The sequence below is a fragment of the Colwellia sp. 6_MG-2023 genome (assembly GCF_030547765.1).
Lineage (GTDB): Bacteria > Pseudomonadota > Gammaproteobacteria > Enterobacterales > Alteromonadaceae > Colwellia.
In genome coordinates this window covers 60,456-76,506 of the sequence record NZ_JAUOPP010000021.1, presented here as the reverse complement: position 1 = coordinate 76,506, position 16,051 = coordinate 60,456, and the positions used below count along the sequence as shown (strand labels likewise).

The following is a 16,051-nucleotide window of genomic DNA, read 5'->3' as shown; positions in this document are numbered from 1 at the left end:
CTCGCTAGTATTTTTAGCAAAATTTATAACACTGCTAATGTTGAATTGGCAATATCGGTTACTAACATTTTACCCGGACTATGAGTTATGCAAAACGGAGGCTTTGTTTGCTCTAATACCAGCTGTGGTGTTACACCACAAGCCCAAAATACCGGCACTTCGTTTTCTTTAATAGTGACACTATCGCCATAATCAGGTTTATTAATATCATTAATACCAATAAGCTCAGGTTGACCAAAATGTATAGGTGCACCATGAACCGATGGAAAACGGCTACATATTTGAATCGCTCTAATTGCATCCTTAGCTAACATTGGTCGCATACTTACTACTGTTTCACCGCTAAATCTTCCTGCAGTTTTGCAAGGTATATTAGTACGATACATAGGGACATTTTTATTTTCACTGATATTACGAATTTCAAGCCCATCAGCAATAAGTGCATCTTCAAAAGAAAAAGAGCATCCTAAAACAAAAGTGACTAAATCATCACGCCAAAGCTCTTTAATGTCTGTGAATTCTTGTTGAAATGTGCCATCAACAAATAAACGATAACCAGGGACATCAGAGCGAATATCAATATCTTTGCCCAGTTCAGGTAAAAGAAAATCGCCTGCATTTTCTGACATACCAATTAATGGACAAGGCTTAGGATTAAATTGACAAAACTGTAAAAAGTCATTCGCCCAATCTTTTGGCAAAATAACAATATTTCCTTGTACACAACCTTGAGCAAAACCTGAGGTGTTTTCATTGAATTTATCATGACGAATTAATTGACGTAATTCATAAGCACTAAGCTGTGCCGAAGCAGGATCATTAATATTTATAGACATGGCTAACCACTTTATTGACGAAAAATAAGAAGAATATTTTATGGGGTAATATTATTACTAATAAATGAAAGAAATACTACGATAATCATGTCGACTTCAGATATATTTTTAAACATGATGAATTGCTAAAATAGCATCATTTACAGTGAATAGACATATTTGTGACATTTTACATATTCAACGCTATACTGACCTTCTAATAATAGAATATTCCTTAAGATATTTAATATGTTAAAACTATTTATTCCACTGATTAGCTTAAGTTGTTTTTTCGCTATGTCATATTCTTATGCACAGTCATTTGAAACCCTATTAGATAGGTGTTTAATTAAAACAATTAAAAAAACAGATAAAAATAAAACATTACAACAGATAGAAGATTTTTGTGAAAAAAAAATAGTAAAAGAGCAACTTGGTAGTGAAGAACTTGGTGCTATTTCTGAACGTATGATTAAAGAAAAAAAATCAGCGTTTGACCCCTATGTCATCACGCCACATAAAATGAATTATATTTTACCTGTAACGATAACAGATGGTATTAATAAAGCCGCCTATGCTGGATATTCAAATTGGGAAGAACAACTGCGGGATATTGAAACCAAGTTTCAACTAAGTATTAAAGTACCGTTAACCACCGGTAGTTTTTTAAATAATGGTGACCAACTTTTTTTTGGCTTTACTTTAGAGTCTTGGTGGCAATTATATAGCCATAAAATTTCACGACCTTTTAGAGAAACTAACTACCAACCAGAAATATTTTATTTTACACCTACCAGCTGGCACCCATTTAAAACCAACACAGCCATGATGATCGGTTTTGAACATCAGTCAAATGGTCGTTCTATGCTACTGTCAAGAAGTTGGAATAGAGTTTATGCTAACTTCCTTTTTGAAAAAAACAATCTCGCGGTATCATTTCGCACCTGGTATCGAATTCCCGAAGGTAGTCAAGCAACTACGGTTGATATAATTGGTGATGATAATCCTGATATTAATGAATATATGGGATATTTTGAATTAAGCACTGTGTATAAATGGAACAATAAATATGAAGCATCGATGAAATTACGAGAAAGTTTCGCTCATCACCATGGAGCCATAGAACTTGGTATCACTTTTCCTTTATGGGGAAAATTAAAAGGTTATGCTCAATACTTCAATGGTTATGGAGAAAGCTTAATTGATTATAATCATAGACAACAACGCTTAGGTATTGGCTTTGCTTTAACAGACATCTTATAGAATTTACCGTTTAAATATACATCACCTTTTTTGTCAACAATATAAAATCAAGTCAAAGAGATGTTGGATAATAAAAAATTTAGCTAATATTTATTATCCAAATCGCCTCAAGCACACAGTATTACAAGCGATAAAGCGTTAATAGTTTTCGCGCTGAATTTAAAGCAATGCTCGTGGTATACGAATAGCACATTTAAAAGAACAAGGATCACAACTATTCCTAACAGCCGATTATGGGCTAAATGTTGTCAACTTACATTCAACGCTACCACAGCTAAGGTGTAATTAATGTCATCCTTCATTGAACTATATTGCAAACCGTTAATGACTACTTATAGCACTTCACACATTGCAGACATAAGGAATTAGCTTCAATCCTTGCTTTAGAGTAGATATTGTATCTATGTCCTAGCTACTATGAGTGACTGTCTCTTATAAATTTCTTATAAATTTTTTTAAACTGCATCACCTTTGGCAACATAACAAGACTGTAGTATTACTCGTTTGTTATTAATTATTATTTTTATAGGTTTGAATGAAAGAATTAAATAGTTTTACCTGTCTCATACCCCAAGTATGAGCGCTATTTTTATAAAAAGTCTCATCTGTTTGATGTATTCAAATCTGTTGCATCTATTAAAAGCGTAAAATATAAATTATAAGAGGTAAATAATGGAATTCACGAATAAACGCACCATCCTAATTACAGCATCTTTATTGTTGGTATTGGCGATATCACAAACTATTTATTCCGCCCTTTACAGTGCAGAAATTAGTTTTTCAAGGCAGTTTTCATGGGGACTAGAAGCTCTAGTATTTACTTTACTTGCCGCCTTTGCAGGTTCTGCCATGGTTCAAGTAAAAAACTCTCAGCTAGGATGGTCAGCTATCGCGTTTAGCGCGGTACTTAACATAGTTCAGGTGAGTATTGGCCTAACTTTGTTTTCAACGTTTGGAAAAGTAGCGGGTACTGTAGAAGGCGCACAACCTTTAATTGGTGGCGTGGTTTCTTTGTCATTCATGATTTACTACGCAGCTAAATTATTATTGGGATTAGCAGCACTTGTTTTTGGCCTGTCTTGTATGGCTAAAGGTGGCAAGGCGATAGGTACGCTTACGGCTTTGGCAGGTGTGGTTGCTATGTTTGCCAATGGTATTTTAATTACCTTTGGCCGTGATGGATTTCTTCCATCAGCTGTTGCTGGCGCTTCGGGCATGATCGCAACGTTACTTCTAGCAATATGTTTAATAGGCCTTTACCGTAAACAAGACTAAAGCTTAACACCTCACAAGTGATGCAGCATTTTTGAATAAAGTATAAACATCGGCGCATAGTAAACCGTTAATTCGCCGATGTTTTACGTTTGGATCATTGACCTATTACAATAACAATAAAGGATGGGTGTCCTATTTTATCATTGTTTTTTAAACGACTTAGCTGTTTATTTTTAAGTCGTCTTTCGCAGCCTTAATTAAAGCTTGATATGCTAATTTAGCAGCATAGGATTTATGATAAAGATACCTTTCAAATGAATCAGGATAACTATAATTAAATTGAGTAACTACACCTGTTTCGATATCTTTTTTAAAAGATTCCTTTAGGTTATCCTGTCGAATTTCTTCTGCCTTAAAGAAATCGTCTAATACTTCTATAACTTGAGTACTAAGAAATAAAACACCCTTTTTATTCACTAATGATTTCAACTGAGTTGTTAATTTTTTAACTGGTCCATTATATATTTCATTTGCTTGATCAAATAAGTAACTCTGTTCTTTATCAATTGCATCGAAATTATCTTCATGTGTATTGTATAGTGAAGGAATTTTATTTAGAAATTTTTCAGCTGATAAACAATGGTCTTGAATATCTAATAACATTTCAATCATAGGCAAGAAAAGTTCTTTTCTGAATTCCCACCTTTGTTGCTCTACCCAATTTTTTTGTTGAACTTCTTGTTTTATTAATTCAAATTCTGACTTTATTTTTTCTGTAAGTTGAGTTTGCTCTGACAAATGTGTCAATAGGGCTTGATGTTGCTCAGTTATGGCTTTAATTTCTGCCCGCTTCTTAAGGTATGCTCCAAAATAAGCACCTCCACCTGCAAACAATGAAGTAATAAAAATTGTCCATAAATTTAATTCAGGCATCGAACCTCCTCAAACAGATAACGAGATTGTAGAATTACTCGTTTTTTATTAATTACCCCGTAAAATAGAGGTAGTAAATGCATTACCTATACCGCATTAACACTCTACAGCGTGATACAGGGGCTAAAAAATTCGTCGTTTTGACTGAATTAGTTATTCTACAGCCTCACCGCCATTTTAAGTGGCAAATGATAGTTGGCTAAAATTGTGAACGGAGTGAAAACAGCCAACTGTTAATTTACTCTGCTTTAATGACTTGTATGTGTTTAATCTCTACCATTCTCAATATAGCTATCGCAATAGGACTCAGAAATATCTTGAGCCATAAGGATAACTTATACTTATTTCAATACCGTTGGGCACTGTTGACCCATTGGTAGTCGAGTGGCCCCGCCGTTATTGTACTCACAAAGCCTGTAACCATTAGTGATACTGCTATTCTTGAGCACCCCTAAAAAGTTTGAGCGACTGTCCTCATTAATTTTTTGAAAACTCTTGTTATGTGACTGTTAACCTGAACCACCTTTAACTAAAGGTCTCATAATCACTGTTTGAGATGATTGACATTCCCCACAACATATATTTAATTGTTGCTCAAATTTAAGATCTTTAAATACGTTTAAAGGTATGTCTAGATCCTTTTTACAATCTAGGCATGAAAACTTAATAATGCGTCGTGTGATTTCGTGATCATTGTTTTTTTCAGGTTCAATAAGATAACTTTCATTACACTTTGGGTTAATACAGTTTGCAACGACTTGAGAAGTTAGCAGCTTAACTGGTTTTTTAATTAAAGTTTCGCAAGAGCAACAGTTGAAAGAAAACTCTTTTCCTAATGAACCACCCATTAGTAAATTTCCATCTTTTAATTCTGACAAATAAGAAAGAAAATCTGTTATTTTCTTTCTTATTTTATCCGTGTCTCCGTAAATACTGATATCACCTGAGTTAATAGTCGGGACAGGTATATGAAGGGCTACATTTGAAAGCCCGTGCCAAAAACTGTGTAACTTATTCAAATTTATTGCAGATTGGCTACCAATTGGAGTGTAATTAATTGATTCGTATTCTTCTTTATTAATAGGTGATTTTCCACTTAGCGGTTCAGTTGATATAGATAACGTAAAGCCTTTGTTAATACTTTCATTAATCTCTTCGGACACCTGTTGTGCAACATGTTTTGGCTGCCAGTTTTTAAGATCTTCAATAGAAAGGTATGAATACGAAAGCTTAAAGCGTTCATAACATAAATACTCAATTGTTAACCTTCCTTCAAGAGCAGCGTAAGTTAAACTTTCTCTTGTATTTTCTCGTAATAGAGATTGAATTACTTCTAAACGTTTAGGAATATCAAGCAAGTCTCTGAACTCCGATTAAGTCACATAACGCTTTGCTAAGCGGCTAAAAATGGCTGGCTATAATAGCGAGGTACGAGCACAGCCAGCTGTTTGTGTCCGTTTAAGCAACTTGTTACATTTACAAACCCTCGTAATACTCTATCAAACCCTTACAGAATGTTTTTCCAGCTAAGTCTGCACCGTATTGACCTAAACTCTTTTTCAGTATAGAAACATGATTACCTAACTGTCGTTTCTGATTATAATCTCCGGTTTTGAGAGAAGTTCTTAACTTATGATAGAAGTATATCGACTGGTACTCCCCAATATGATTATGGAATAATTGTTTATCTATATCCTTACATATACGATGAACTAACTGTTGATATTTTATAACTTTTTCACTGTCTAAAGTTTTTGGCTTAGTTATATTAACAACTTGGTGGTTTCGACTTTTCTTAATATCCCTGCCAAAAGCATGCCCAAGGTCATTTCTTATTTTTCTAATTCTTTCTAAAGCTTTTATATTTTCACGCAATGAATCCGGAGCCTCACCGAAAATCTTTACAAAGCCATTAATACGCCTTGTCCAATCACCTTTAGTACAACTTGTTACCTTAGCTTCAAAATCGAATGATTTTTTCTTTCCGTGTTTTAATATTTCAATACCATCGATACGTCTTCCTGCTCCAAATAAAACACCTACATCGGACTCCAAAGCTAATTTAACTACTGTTGAGAGATAAGTTTCAAAATTGGAACTAATTGCCATAATACAATTTAAATTGAAAAAATTATCTGCCTTTGAATACGAATTCGACCACGATTTAATATCAGTAAAACCTGACAACCGTAAGTCTTCTTTATTTTTAAAATGATCATTTACAGAATCCTCCCATTCCGCATTTTTACTTAAGTTTTGATAGGTAAACTTAAGTGCTGTAGCGTGAGCTGTTAGCATGGTACTTAATTCTGCATTATGTTTTTTAAATACTATTAATGGCCAAGTGACATGACCTCTTCCGACCCAACGATCAAACTCACGATGACTTACTGCCAAATTGATAACTCCTGTAAATGTAACAGTATATTATCCATAATTCACGATAGTAACGGATTATGAAATAAAAGAATAACAAAACAATAATAATTAAATCATTACCTGTCAAAGCTTTATAGTAAAACAGGTGGTTTTATTTTAAACATTACGTTTGAAGAAACTAAGCACTGCGTCATACTCAGCTATTTTGTGCTGAATATGACCCAGTGCTTAAAAAATCAAATACTAAAAATCAATAAATTAGAAGTTTACCTATGTAGAAAGTGAGCATATTAATGCTCACTTTCTACACAAAATTGCGTTATTAAATCGGATTTGGTGTATTACGACAACAATAAAAGATGGGTGTCCTATTTTATTATTTGTGAGAAATTGATGGGGATGAACTTACTTTGACAGGATAAATCAGGTTTATAATTGGCCATGATATTTTGCTATCGGTGAATAATATCTATTAACAATAAAAGATGGGTGTCCTATTTTATTTGTTTTATTTGTTGAGTGACTTGTTATATTTTTTGTACCATAATGTATTATATATAGGTACTTTGTGAGATTTACATCATGGCTAAAAATACAAGCGTTACACTAGGCGATCATTTTGATCAGTTTATAAACCAACAACTTAGCACTGGTCGTTATGGCTCAGCAAGTGAAATTGTTAGAGCTGGATTAAGGGTCTTAGAAGATCAAGAAGCTAAGCTTTTAAATTTACGTAATATGTTAATCCAAGGCGAACAAAGCGGTATCGCTGAATACAGCTATGAAAGCTTATTGACTGAATTAGATAAAGATGACCATTAATGAATAAGTTTGTATTATCTTCAAAAGCCAAAACAGACTTAATTAAAATAGCTAAATATACCCAAATAACTTGGGGACTCTCTCAACGGAATGATTACCTAAAAGTATTAGATAGCACGTTCCATTTATTAGCTGGTGATCCCGAGCTGGGTATTAACTGTGATTACATAAGAGAAGGTTACAGTAAATACCCACAAGCTAGTCATGTTATCTATTACAAAGAGTATAAAAACAGTCAAATATTTATCGTAAGAATATTACATAAAAGTATGGATGTTAACTCCGCACTCTAGAAAAATACCAACGAGTTTGTAGAATAACTCGTTTATTATAAATTTCCCCATAAAATAGGGGTACTAAATGCATTACCTATATCGCGTTAACACTCTACAGCCTGATACAGGAGCTAAAGAAACTCGTCGTTTTGACTGAGTTAGTTATTCTACAGCCTCAACGCCCAATTAATGGGCTAAGTATGTTGGCTATAATGTGTGAGGAAAGAACGCAGCCAACTTTACGTGTCCCGTTGAATTGCTTTTTATGTATTTATTTTTTAAACCATTTATCGATATCTTTAGGATTTGATTCTACAAACTTTCGAATAAATATTGCAACAATAAGATAAAAGATCACCATGATAATTGAGCCACCTAAAGTAATATTATCGAAAGCACCTTGAGAATAAATGTTTGCAGTAGCTCCAACGCAAAACATTATGAAAATACTCCAAAATACTACTTTTTGATTATGACTCATAATTCAAATCCTTTGAAAACCAACGTCTCAATCAGTCGACGCGTTAGCGGTCGGCTGTATTGACTTGTTAACTGAAAATTGATTCAAGATGAGCATGTAAGCAGCTATACCAAACCATCCCATTGTCGGAATGGCCCATAAGCGTTGCACTAAACCGTTAAATTCTTGCGGTATAAACCCTGCGTATATAAACCAAAACATTAAAACATGCAATACTGTTACCGCTACAGAAAAGCTTTCAAATAGGCGAGATTTAATAGTGTTTTTAAACTCCAGCGCAAAGCTCATTGGTACAATAATCATGAAAATAGATAAGTTGTACAACAGGTGAAGTGGCGTTTCCAGCGTCCAGATACCCGCACTTATCATACTGATGCCAAGTAAAAATGAGGACAGCGTAGCTGCAGAAAAGCGATTCTGTGAAATTTTATGTATACCAAAAGAAAATCCACACATCGACAAACCAATAATGATGTCAGCAGCGCGATGAGTATACGCAAAAATCGGAGCTTCCAACGCGACATGACTAATACTTTTTGATAGAAAGTCGAAGTCAGGAATGATAACCCCCAAACCTATATTGATTATTGAAGCCATCCAAACAATATGTGCCTGATTGATCAACCAGTAATTTAAATTTCGCACTAAATATCCTTCTCAGTTAACGCCAACTTAAGCGGATAAAAATGGTTGGTTAAAATCGCGGAGCGATAACCAACTGTTTTTATTCCGTTTAAAGTTCTTGTTATGCATTTTTTCTAGCTTCATGCTTTTGCTCAGCTAGACCAACAATTGCTTCAAGCCTTATTTTTCTCTCTTCTCTAACAACATACCAATCATTAATAAGTGTTTCTATCAAACCTATTAGCAAGTTTGCTTCTTGAGGTTCCACATCTATGATGATATTGATGTCTTTTTCCATGTGAGCACCAATATTACCAATTTTTCTTATTGCATCTATTGCAGCCCAAGTCATTGGATCAACTTTTTCTTCTATGGCATTTATCTCGTCAATTAAACGCCCTTTTTTTACAGACCAAAAGTCTCTAATCATTCCTTGGATACAACGTCGAGCAAGAGTTGCAGATGATTTAGCTGACAAATGCTGAATAGCACAAGCCTCAGTGTAATCAGTAACAATTGCCTCAGGCACATACGGAGGAAATACTTTAGCTTGTGATTGAGGGATTAAACTCCAATTCCTTTTCGCTTCATGCTTGTAGCCACTACCTGTTTCAACGTGATCATGTAAGGATATATCTAAGGTATATTCCATACACTCATCATTTGGGCAACAAATTATATTAACTTTGACGGCTTGAAAGCCATGCTTGTTTCCACCTTTAAATTGGTGCATCTTACAGCTTTGGTTATCACTAGTAATAGTTGCTTTATGGTTGCAAAATGGACAAGTCCATGAAAATGACATTGGATCTCCTAGGGTAGATTACGATTAATGCATAACAGTATATTATCCATAATTCACGATAGTAACGGATTATGAAATAAAAGAATAACAAAACAATAATAATTAAATCATTACCTGTCAAAGCTTTATAGTAAAATAGGTGGTTTTATTTTAAACATTAAGTTTGTAGAAACTAAGCACTGCGTCATACTCAGTTATTTTGTGCTGAGTATGACGCAGTGCTTAAAAAATTAAATATTAAAAATCAATAAATTATAAGATTACCTATGTGGAAAGTGAGCATATTAATGCTCATTTTCCACACAAAATTGCGTTATTAAATCGAATTTGGTGTATTAAGACAGCGATGATGCCTACAAGCTTCTCACTGGCTTTATGTTTTTTGTTGTGTAAGGCCAGATACGTTAAAACAGTATCTTTTGTTTGTCTTTTCAACTTGAGATTTTATCACTATCAGAATAAAAATAAGTAAGGTACAATTTTCTTTATTCGATTATCTAAGCTAAAAATGCCATCCTCAACAGTTAAACCAGCGCCATTACAGTATTTATCTGCATATTCAAGTGAAGTACAAGATCAAATCAGCACGATGATCGAAAAAGATACATTAGGTAATTTTTTACTTCAGAAGCATCCTCAAATACATCATATTAACAACGATAAAATGCTTCGTGAATATGTCATGAATTTAAAGAATACTCATTTACGAAAGTCCCCCCCATTAAGTAAAGTTATTTACGATAAAAAAATACATGTTGTAAATAATGCTTTGGGCTTGCATACATTTATTTCAAGAGTTCAGGGGAGTAAATTAAAAAGTAAGAATGAAATACGAATTAGCGATATTTTCAAAACGGCTCCTGAAGCGTTCTTAGAAATGATCGTTGTTCATGAGTTAGCTCACATCAGGGTCAAGCCACACGATAAAGCATTTTATCAATTGTGCCAACATATGCTGCCAGACTACCATCAGTTAGAATTTGAGATGCGTTTATATCTAACTCAACTCGAATTAAAAGGTCCTATTTACTAATTATCATCAATTAGAAAATTTCGTTAACAAAAGGTGTTAGCTTTTGAGTCACTCACAATAAATAATTGCCCTGTGGATAGCCCCCTCCCTTAAGTTTTTAGTTTTTTTCTTTATGTATTAAGGACTAATATAGAAATAAACTCAACACCAATTCATAAAATTGAAATATATTTTCATAAATTTGTCATTATTTCGACGCAAAAAATTCGCATTACTTGGTTACTCTCCTTTCGACTTAAAAAAACCACTTTAATCGGAATTAAAAATGACAAGTAAAGATATCTCTCAACCTTTATTTAAACTAACAAAACTATCGTTAGCGATGTTATGTATTACATCAGTAAATAGTTATGCAGCACAGCAAGCTGAAAAAGAAATAGAAAAATCTTTGGAAGAAGTTGTGGTTGTTGCACAAAAACGTGCGCAATCAATTCAAGATGTACCTGTAACAATAACGGCTTATGATGGTGATTTTTTGGAAAGTGTTGGCATTGGTGAATTAGATGCATTATCAGACATCACCCCTGGGCTTGTTATTCAAGAGCAAAGCCCAAACAATCCAGGGTTTGTTATTCGCGGCATAACCTCAGACAGTGGCTCTTCACAATCATCATCACGCGTTTCTGTATACTATAATGGTGTAGATGTTTCTCGTTCACGAGGCTCATACTTTGAACTATTTGATATTGAAGGCATTGAAGTTGTAAAGGGGCCACAAGCAACCTTGTTTGGTACTGCCGCTTCTGTTGGTGCAATCAGTGTTGCTACTCGTAAACCTGAACAAGACTTTTCCGCACAAATTAAAGCCTCGGTTGGTAACTTTTCCGCTAAAAACTTAAGTGGTTTTGTTACCGGCGGTAGCAATCTAGTACAAGGTCGCTTTGCCTTTACTTCCCGTACTCGTGACGGCTTTATTGAAAATATAGCGGGTAATGATGATTCACAAAGTGCTGGCGGATTCGTTCAAGAAGACATGCATGCACTTGATCATGTTTCTTATCGTCCATCTCTACGCATTACCCCAAACAACGACGTAACGATTGATCTTGTATACACCTATGAAAAAAATGATGACTCTGGTACCTCATTTAAAAATGGTTTATACGCACCAACGGGTGGTGACACTAGCCCATACAGTTTTGTAGAATTATCAGGTTCACCGCTTTCTAAAGATGTATTTGGTAAAGAAGATTTAGGGGTAGAACGTACCGTTAACGACCTAAACCTGACCGTTAACTGGGATGTAAACGACAACCTAACCGTTACGTCAATTACGGCGCAACGTAGCTTTGATTCGTTAGAAGTTTTCGACGGTGACGGCACACAAGCTTGGTTTCTAGAATTTGCAGAAGCCGCTGAAGGCGATCAATTTAGCCAAGAATTACGTGCTGTTTATACAACGGGTGACTTCACGACTATTTTTGGTGCTAGCTACTTTGATGAAGACGGCAGTCAAGCAGTGCCATTTAGTACAGAAGAGTCGGTATTCTTAAATTGTCTTGGTTTATTAGGAAGTGACTTACCTTGTATTAATACAGATGGTAGTGTTAACGTATTAACGCCATATTTAACAGAAGGAGCCGCAACGCTACTTCCTTATTCGCTTGAATTTACTAACTATGGTGAAAATACTGCCTATTCAGCCTTTGCTGATGTTAGTTACCGTGCCACTAACGCATTAGAGCTAACTGCTGGTTTACGTTATGTAAAAGAAGAAAAACGCAGTGGTTATCAGTCAGACGCACCTAACAGTGTATTAACCGGTGCGGCATTATTCACAGTTGATACTGGCGGTGAAGTTTTCTACGCAGAAGCCGATTATGACGACTGGTTACCACGCTTTAATGCATTATATGAAATTAATCCGACAACTAACGTATATGCAACTATTTCAAAAGGCAGACGTTCTGAAGTATTAGAAGTTAGCTCAATGTCTACTGCACAAGGTGATGCTGCTATCTCGGTTAGCGAAGTACCTGCAGAGGTTATTTGGAACTACGAAACAGGGATTAAAGGTAAAGCATTACAAAACCGCGTGGATTACTCTGTGGCAATGTTTTACCAAGAGTATTCAAACTTCCAAGTGACTTTACAAGATGAAGAAGGCGTTGCTTATTCTGCTGATGCTGGCTCTGCAACTAATATTGGTTTTGAAGCCGAAGTAAGAGCCTTACTTAGCGATGAATTTGAAGTATTTGCAAACACGGCTTTCCTTGATGCAGAAATTGACGATGACAGTAACAATGGCCAATTAGCGGGTAATACTTTTAGATTACAGCCTGAATGGACATTTAGTACAGGTGTGTTCTACGGTACTGAAATATCAAACTCCTTAAGCCTAACGAGTTCATTAATATACAGCTACCGTACAGAAGTATTCTTTGAGCCTGAAAATGCCCCAATATCTGGCTTAGACATCAGCCAAGAAGCATTTGGTTTAATGAGTGCCCGTGTTGGTATCGCGAGTAATGCAAATTGGTCTGTAAGCTTATATGCTAACAACCTTCTTGATGAAGAATATTTAGTTGATGCGGGGAATACTGGTGGTGGATTTGGCAACCCTACTTTCGTAGCGGGTGCACCTCGTATGTTTGGTGTTGAGTTTACCATGAACTTTGGTACTGCGGGCTTATAACCACTAACCAGCAGTAAACAACTTATACTCCTAAAATAATTAATTAAGCCACTTTTATTGTGGCTTTTTTATTGTCTACATTTCACTTCAGCTTGATTTCCTCTATATACTTACAAACTAAGCAAATAAAAAAGCGGTTACGCAATAACGTAACCGCCCTACTTTTATATTATCGTTACCTATCGTTCGGACCATTTAATCCGTTTAGCGTAACTTATGTTTAGCGCTTAAGCTTTATAAATGCTTTGTGTTGGATTAACGATGTTGTATTGCGTTGACATGATATTATCAACATAACGCCAGTCAGCTTTTACTTCTTCCTTAGTTAAGGTAACAAGCATATAACCACGCTGTGATAAATCACAATACTCTAGGTCATTGATCAATAGAGATAAGCCCTCTGCCATTTTTTGCGCTTGTTCTGTGTCGATCGATAAATAACTTTCCATACCAGGTGATGTTACTCCCGGCGTGGCAAATTCAGCACCAACGATATTACCTTTGGCATCTTTTAATGTGCCATGCCATGCATTATGGGTATCACCGGCAACGACTATCAACTTTTTGTTTAACGCAGATACATTATTGTACAAAGCTTCTCGCTCTGCTGGATAACCATCCCACGCATCTAAATTATAAGGCATAAGGCTATTAACCCTAGCAAGCTGTTCATCCGTCACCGCTTTGTTATTTAAAACGTCTTGTTTTATCGCGCCGAGTTCAGCCACTACCGCAGGAATATTATTGCGATCGGCTTGTGAAAAAATTTCCGTTGGCAGCCACATTTTAGTCATTAAAACTTGCTGACCTAACACTTGCCACTTTGCTTTTGACTTATCAACTGCAGATGTTAACCAGTTTAATTGGGTTTTACCAAGTAAGTGTCTTTCGGGGTTATTAAGATCTTTGGAAAATTTAGCAATATCCATTTCTTTACTATTTTTATTTCGATAATCGCTGTAAGACAATTGCTTATCTCTTGCAATAACACGCGTGTCTAACATGTGTAAGCTAAGTAAATTACCAAAATCGAAAGTACGGTAAATTTGTGGATTTTGCTCCCCCATAGGAGGACGAATAGGTAACCACTCATAATACGCTTGAATTGCTGCAGCGCGGCGTTTAAAAAAGTCACCTTCATTTGCACTGTGATTTTCTGCGCCACTTTTATAGGTGTCATTACTGATTTCATGATCATCCCAAACTACAATAAATGGTGCCGCGGCATGTAGCGCCTGCAAACCTTTATCTGTTCGATATATGGCATAGCGTTTACGATAATCACTTAAGCTAATGATTTCATCGCTATTGTCGGCGGCTAATTGTCTACCTATTTTTTCTGCATTGTCCGTGGCATAACCGCCCATTGGATATTCATAAATATAATCACCTAAATGTAACACTACATCTAAGTCTTCTTGTTTTGCTGCATCAGAATAAGCATTAAAATAACCAGCAGGATAGTTTGAACAAGACACCACTACCATTTTAACTTGTTCAATATTATCAACCGGTAATGTTTTACCACGACCGACAGGGCTTACAGAGTCTAAACCAACAAAACGGTAAAAATATTCAGTGTTAGCTTGTAAATTTTGCACATCTATCTTGATGGTAAAATCACGACTCTTATCTGTATTCTCAAGTCCATTTCTAATAATATTTTTGAAATCAGCATCACTAGCAAGTTCCCATGCAACGACAGCACTCGCCTCTTTACTTTGAACACGAGTCCATATAATAAGGGCATTGCTTAGCGGATCACCACTGGCAACGCCATGGTTAAATTCAACTTTGCTTAACGATTCTTTCTGTAATATAGCGCAGCCAGTTAACGAAGTAGATACGGTTAGTGCAAGCACACTGCCAGCTGATAAACCTGTGGTTAGTTTTAAAAATTTACGACGGGAGGTATTTGACATAATTTACTTAATAAAATGTTTAAACAGTAACTTCACACTTTACTGCTTAAATATTTCATTTTTATAAATAGAAAAAGAAGTTTCAATGACAATTATGTTGCAGAGTTATCATAATGTACAATTGCAAACACTAAGGGTTTAAAGTGTAGCCTTGTTGTTGTAACAAAGCATTAGCAGTCATAGCAGAAAGTGCCATATCAACTCCAGGGTAAAGATCTGCAGTTTTAACATCGTAAAAAGCAGCTGACTGACCACATAGGTAAATTTTTACATTGTTATCGAGCAAGCTTTGTAATAACGGTATGTTCTTATTCTCACCAAGTTGCTTTGCCTGAACAGCTGCTGCATTTTGTACGTCAAGTGTTGCCTTACCGTGCACAACCAACGCCAAATCAATATTTTCAGGGTTAACACCGTTAGCTACGTGCATGTTAATAAATCGCGCTAAACTATCAAATTTACGATTAACGGTACCTGCATCTCCCGTTGTGGCAACATCAAATACAATCTTAAACTTTGTGTTTTTAGGTATTGCAACTGTAGTATCAACCGATGCAATCTTACCAAATTCTTTTATTTGTGTGCCTGGTTTAAATGCCTCACTGCCGGAAAACGAAGAGCCAGCCGTACACATTAATACTACCGCCACTAAATATTTCACTTTAATCAAATCAATAAATTTCATTTCATTCACCTTTAAAATACGTTGAGTATTATATTGATATAAAAAAGTAGCAATTACCATTCTTATCATCTAAATCTACAGTCTTTACGCGAAATTATAAGTTTTTAAATAAACGTCAATAGATTGATCTATCACAATATATTTACTGTTTGGTGGGAGCATGA

General features: G+C 35.3%; 15 protein-coding genes. 6 read left to right on the top strand and 9 right to left on the bottom strand.

Annotated features, from left to right (window positions below):
- Positions 1-23 precede the first annotated feature (23 nt).
- On the bottom strand, positions 24-836 hold the full coding sequence (locus tag Q4503_RS13740; protein WP_303602614.1) for a putative hydro-lyase: 813 nt from the start codon (positions 834-836) through the stop codon (positions 24-26).
- Between the two features lie 228 nt (positions 837-1,064).
- On the opposite strand from Q4503_RS13740, the gene Q4503_RS13735 reads away from it, so the two are divergent.
- Together Q4503_RS13735 and Q4503_RS13730 are read left to right on the top strand one after the other, a co-directional pair.
- Positions 1,065-2,078 (top strand): phospholipase A, encoded by a 1,014-nt coding sequence (locus tag Q4503_RS13735; RefSeq protein WP_303602613.1) that lies wholly within the window; start codon positions 1,065-1,067, stop codon positions 2,076-2,078.
- A gap of 672 nt (positions 2,079-2,750) precedes the next feature.
- Positions 2,751-3,353: a thiamine biosynthesis protein ThiC gene (locus Q4503_RS13730; RefSeq protein ID WP_215972884.1), complete on the top strand. Its 603-nt coding sequence runs from the start codon at positions 2,751-2,753 to the stop codon at positions 3,351-3,353.
- A gap of 159 nt (positions 3,354-3,512) precedes the next feature.
- Here the strand turns inward: Q4503_RS13730 and Q4503_RS13725 are convergent, their stop codons facing one another.
- From Q4503_RS13725 to Q4503_RS13715, 3 genes are all read right to left on the bottom strand, one after another.
- Positions 3,513-4,226 (bottom strand): hypothetical protein, encoded by a 714-nt coding sequence (locus Q4503_RS13725; protein ID WP_303602612.1) that lies wholly within the window; start codon positions 4,224-4,226, stop codon positions 3,513-3,515.
- Positions 4,227-4,735: 509 nt separating this feature from the next.
- On the bottom strand, positions 4,736-5,584 hold the full coding sequence (locus Q4503_RS13720; protein ID WP_303602611.1) for a hypothetical protein: 849 nt from the start codon (positions 5,582-5,584) through the stop codon (positions 4,736-4,738).
- 118 nt (positions 5,585-5,702) lie between these two features.
- Positions 5,703-6,623 (bottom strand): hypothetical protein, encoded by a 921-nt coding sequence (locus tag Q4503_RS13715; RefSeq protein ID WP_303602610.1) that lies wholly within the window; start codon positions 6,621-6,623, stop codon positions 5,703-5,705.
- A 564-nt stretch (positions 6,624-7,187) separates the two neighbouring features.
- Here Q4503_RS13715 and Q4503_RS13710 point away from each other — a divergent pair.
- Both Q4503_RS13710 and Q4503_RS13705 read left to right on the top strand, forming a co-directional pair.
- Positions 7,188-7,427, top strand: coding sequence for a type II toxin-antitoxin system ParD family antitoxin (locus tag Q4503_RS13710; RefSeq protein WP_215972133.1), 240 nt, complete (start codon positions 7,188-7,190; stop codon positions 7,425-7,427).
- On the top strand, positions 7,427-7,720 hold the full coding sequence (locus Q4503_RS13705) for a type II toxin-antitoxin system RelE/ParE family toxin (RefSeq protein WP_215972132.1): 294 nt from the start codon (positions 7,427-7,429) through the stop codon (positions 7,718-7,720). Before Q4503_RS13710 ends, Q4503_RS13705 begins: the two co-directional genes overlap by 1 nt.
- Positions 7,721-7,973: 253 nt before the next feature.
- On the opposite strand, the gene Q4503_RS13700 is transcribed toward Q4503_RS13705, so the two are convergent.
- From Q4503_RS13700 to Q4503_RS13690, 3 genes are all read right to left on the bottom strand, one after another.
- The gene (locus tag Q4503_RS13700) at positions 7,974-8,183 is read right to left on the bottom strand and encodes a hypothetical protein (RefSeq protein WP_215972131.1); all 210 of its coding nucleotides are present in this window, start codon (positions 8,181-8,183) and stop codon (positions 7,974-7,976) included.
- Positions 8,184-8,210: 27 nt separating this feature from the next.
- Positions 8,211-8,828 (bottom strand): DUF998 domain-containing protein, encoded by a 618-nt coding sequence (locus tag Q4503_RS13695; protein ID WP_303602609.1) that lies wholly within the window; start codon positions 8,826-8,828, stop codon positions 8,211-8,213.
- A 100-nt stretch (positions 8,829-8,928) separates the two neighbouring features.
- Positions 8,929-9,612: a DUF4145 domain-containing protein gene (locus Q4503_RS13690; RefSeq protein ID WP_303602608.1), complete on the bottom strand. Its 684-nt coding sequence runs from the start codon at positions 9,610-9,612 to the stop codon at positions 8,929-8,931.
- 508 nt (positions 9,613-10,120) lie between these two features.
- Between Q4503_RS13690 and Q4503_RS13685 the strand changes: the two genes are divergently transcribed.
- Positions 10,121-10,645, top strand: a complete 525-nt coding sequence (locus tag Q4503_RS13685; RefSeq protein WP_303602607.1) for a M48 family metallopeptidase — start codon at positions 10,121-10,123, stop codon at positions 10,643-10,645.
- A gap of 265 nt (positions 10,646-10,910) precedes the next feature.
- Positions 10,911-13,280: a TonB-dependent receptor gene (locus Q4503_RS13680; RefSeq protein WP_303602606.1), complete on the top strand. Its 2,370-nt coding sequence runs from the start codon at positions 10,911-10,913 to the stop codon at positions 13,278-13,280.
- 227 nt (positions 13,281-13,507) lie between these two features.
- On the opposite strand, the gene Q4503_RS13675 is transcribed toward Q4503_RS13680, so the two are convergent.
- Both Q4503_RS13675 and Q4503_RS13670 read right to left on the bottom strand, forming a co-directional pair.
- A complete protein-coding gene (locus tag Q4503_RS13675; protein ID WP_303602605.1) occupies positions 13,508-15,202 on the bottom strand; it encodes an alkaline phosphatase in 1,695 nt (564 codons plus the stop codon).
- A gap of 130 nt (positions 15,203-15,332) precedes the next feature.
- Positions 15,333-15,887, bottom strand: a complete 555-nt coding sequence (locus Q4503_RS13670) for a DsrE family protein (RefSeq protein ID WP_303602604.1) — start codon at positions 15,885-15,887, stop codon at positions 15,333-15,335.
- Positions 15,888-16,051 lie beyond the last annotated feature (164 nt).

Excerpts from the sequence above, each read along its gene's own strand:
- Q4503_RS13705 (WP_215972132.1), top strand. The coding sequence starts at position 7,427 with ATGAATAAGTTTGTATTATCTTCAAAAGCCAAAACAGACTTAATTAAA.
- Q4503_RS13730 (WP_215972884.1), top strand. The coding sequence starts at position 2,751 with ATGGAATTCACGAATAAACGCACCATCCTAATTACAGCATCTTTATTG.
- Q4503_RS13690 (WP_303602608.1), bottom strand. The coding sequence starts at position 9,612 with ATGTCATTTTCATGGACTTGTCCATTTTGCAACCATAAAGCAACTATT.
- Q4503_RS13685 (WP_303602607.1), top strand. The coding sequence starts at position 10,121 with ATGCCATCCTCAACAGTTAAACCAGCGCCATTACAGTATTTATCTGCA.
- Q4503_RS13740 (WP_303602614.1), bottom strand. The coding sequence starts at position 836 with ATGTCTATAAATATTAATGATCCTGCTTCGGCACAGCTTAGTGCTTAT.
- Q4503_RS13670 (WP_303602604.1), bottom strand. The coding sequence starts at position 15,887 with ATGAAATTTATTGATTTGATTAAAGTGAAATATTTAGTGGCGGTAGTA.
- Q4503_RS13675 (WP_303602605.1), bottom strand. The coding sequence starts at position 15,202 with ATGTCAAATACCTCCCGTCGTAAATTTTTAAAACTAACCACAGGTTTA.
- Q4503_RS13700 (WP_215972131.1), bottom strand. The coding sequence starts at position 8,183 with ATGAGTCATAATCAAAAAGTAGTATTTTGGAGTATTTTCATAATGTTT.
- Q4503_RS13710 (WP_215972133.1), top strand. The coding sequence starts at position 7,188 with ATGGCTAAAAATACAAGCGTTACACTAGGCGATCATTTTGATCAGTTT.
- Q4503_RS13735 (WP_303602613.1), top strand. The coding sequence starts at position 1,065 with ATGTTAAAACTATTTATTCCACTGATTAGCTTAAGTTGTTTTTTCGCT.
- Q4503_RS13725 (WP_303602612.1), bottom strand. The coding sequence starts at position 4,226 with ATGCCTGAATTAAATTTATGGACAATTTTTATTACTTCATTGTTTGCA.
- Q4503_RS13680 (WP_303602606.1), top strand. The coding sequence starts at position 10,911 with ATGACAAGTAAAGATATCTCTCAACCTTTATTTAAACTAACAAAACTA.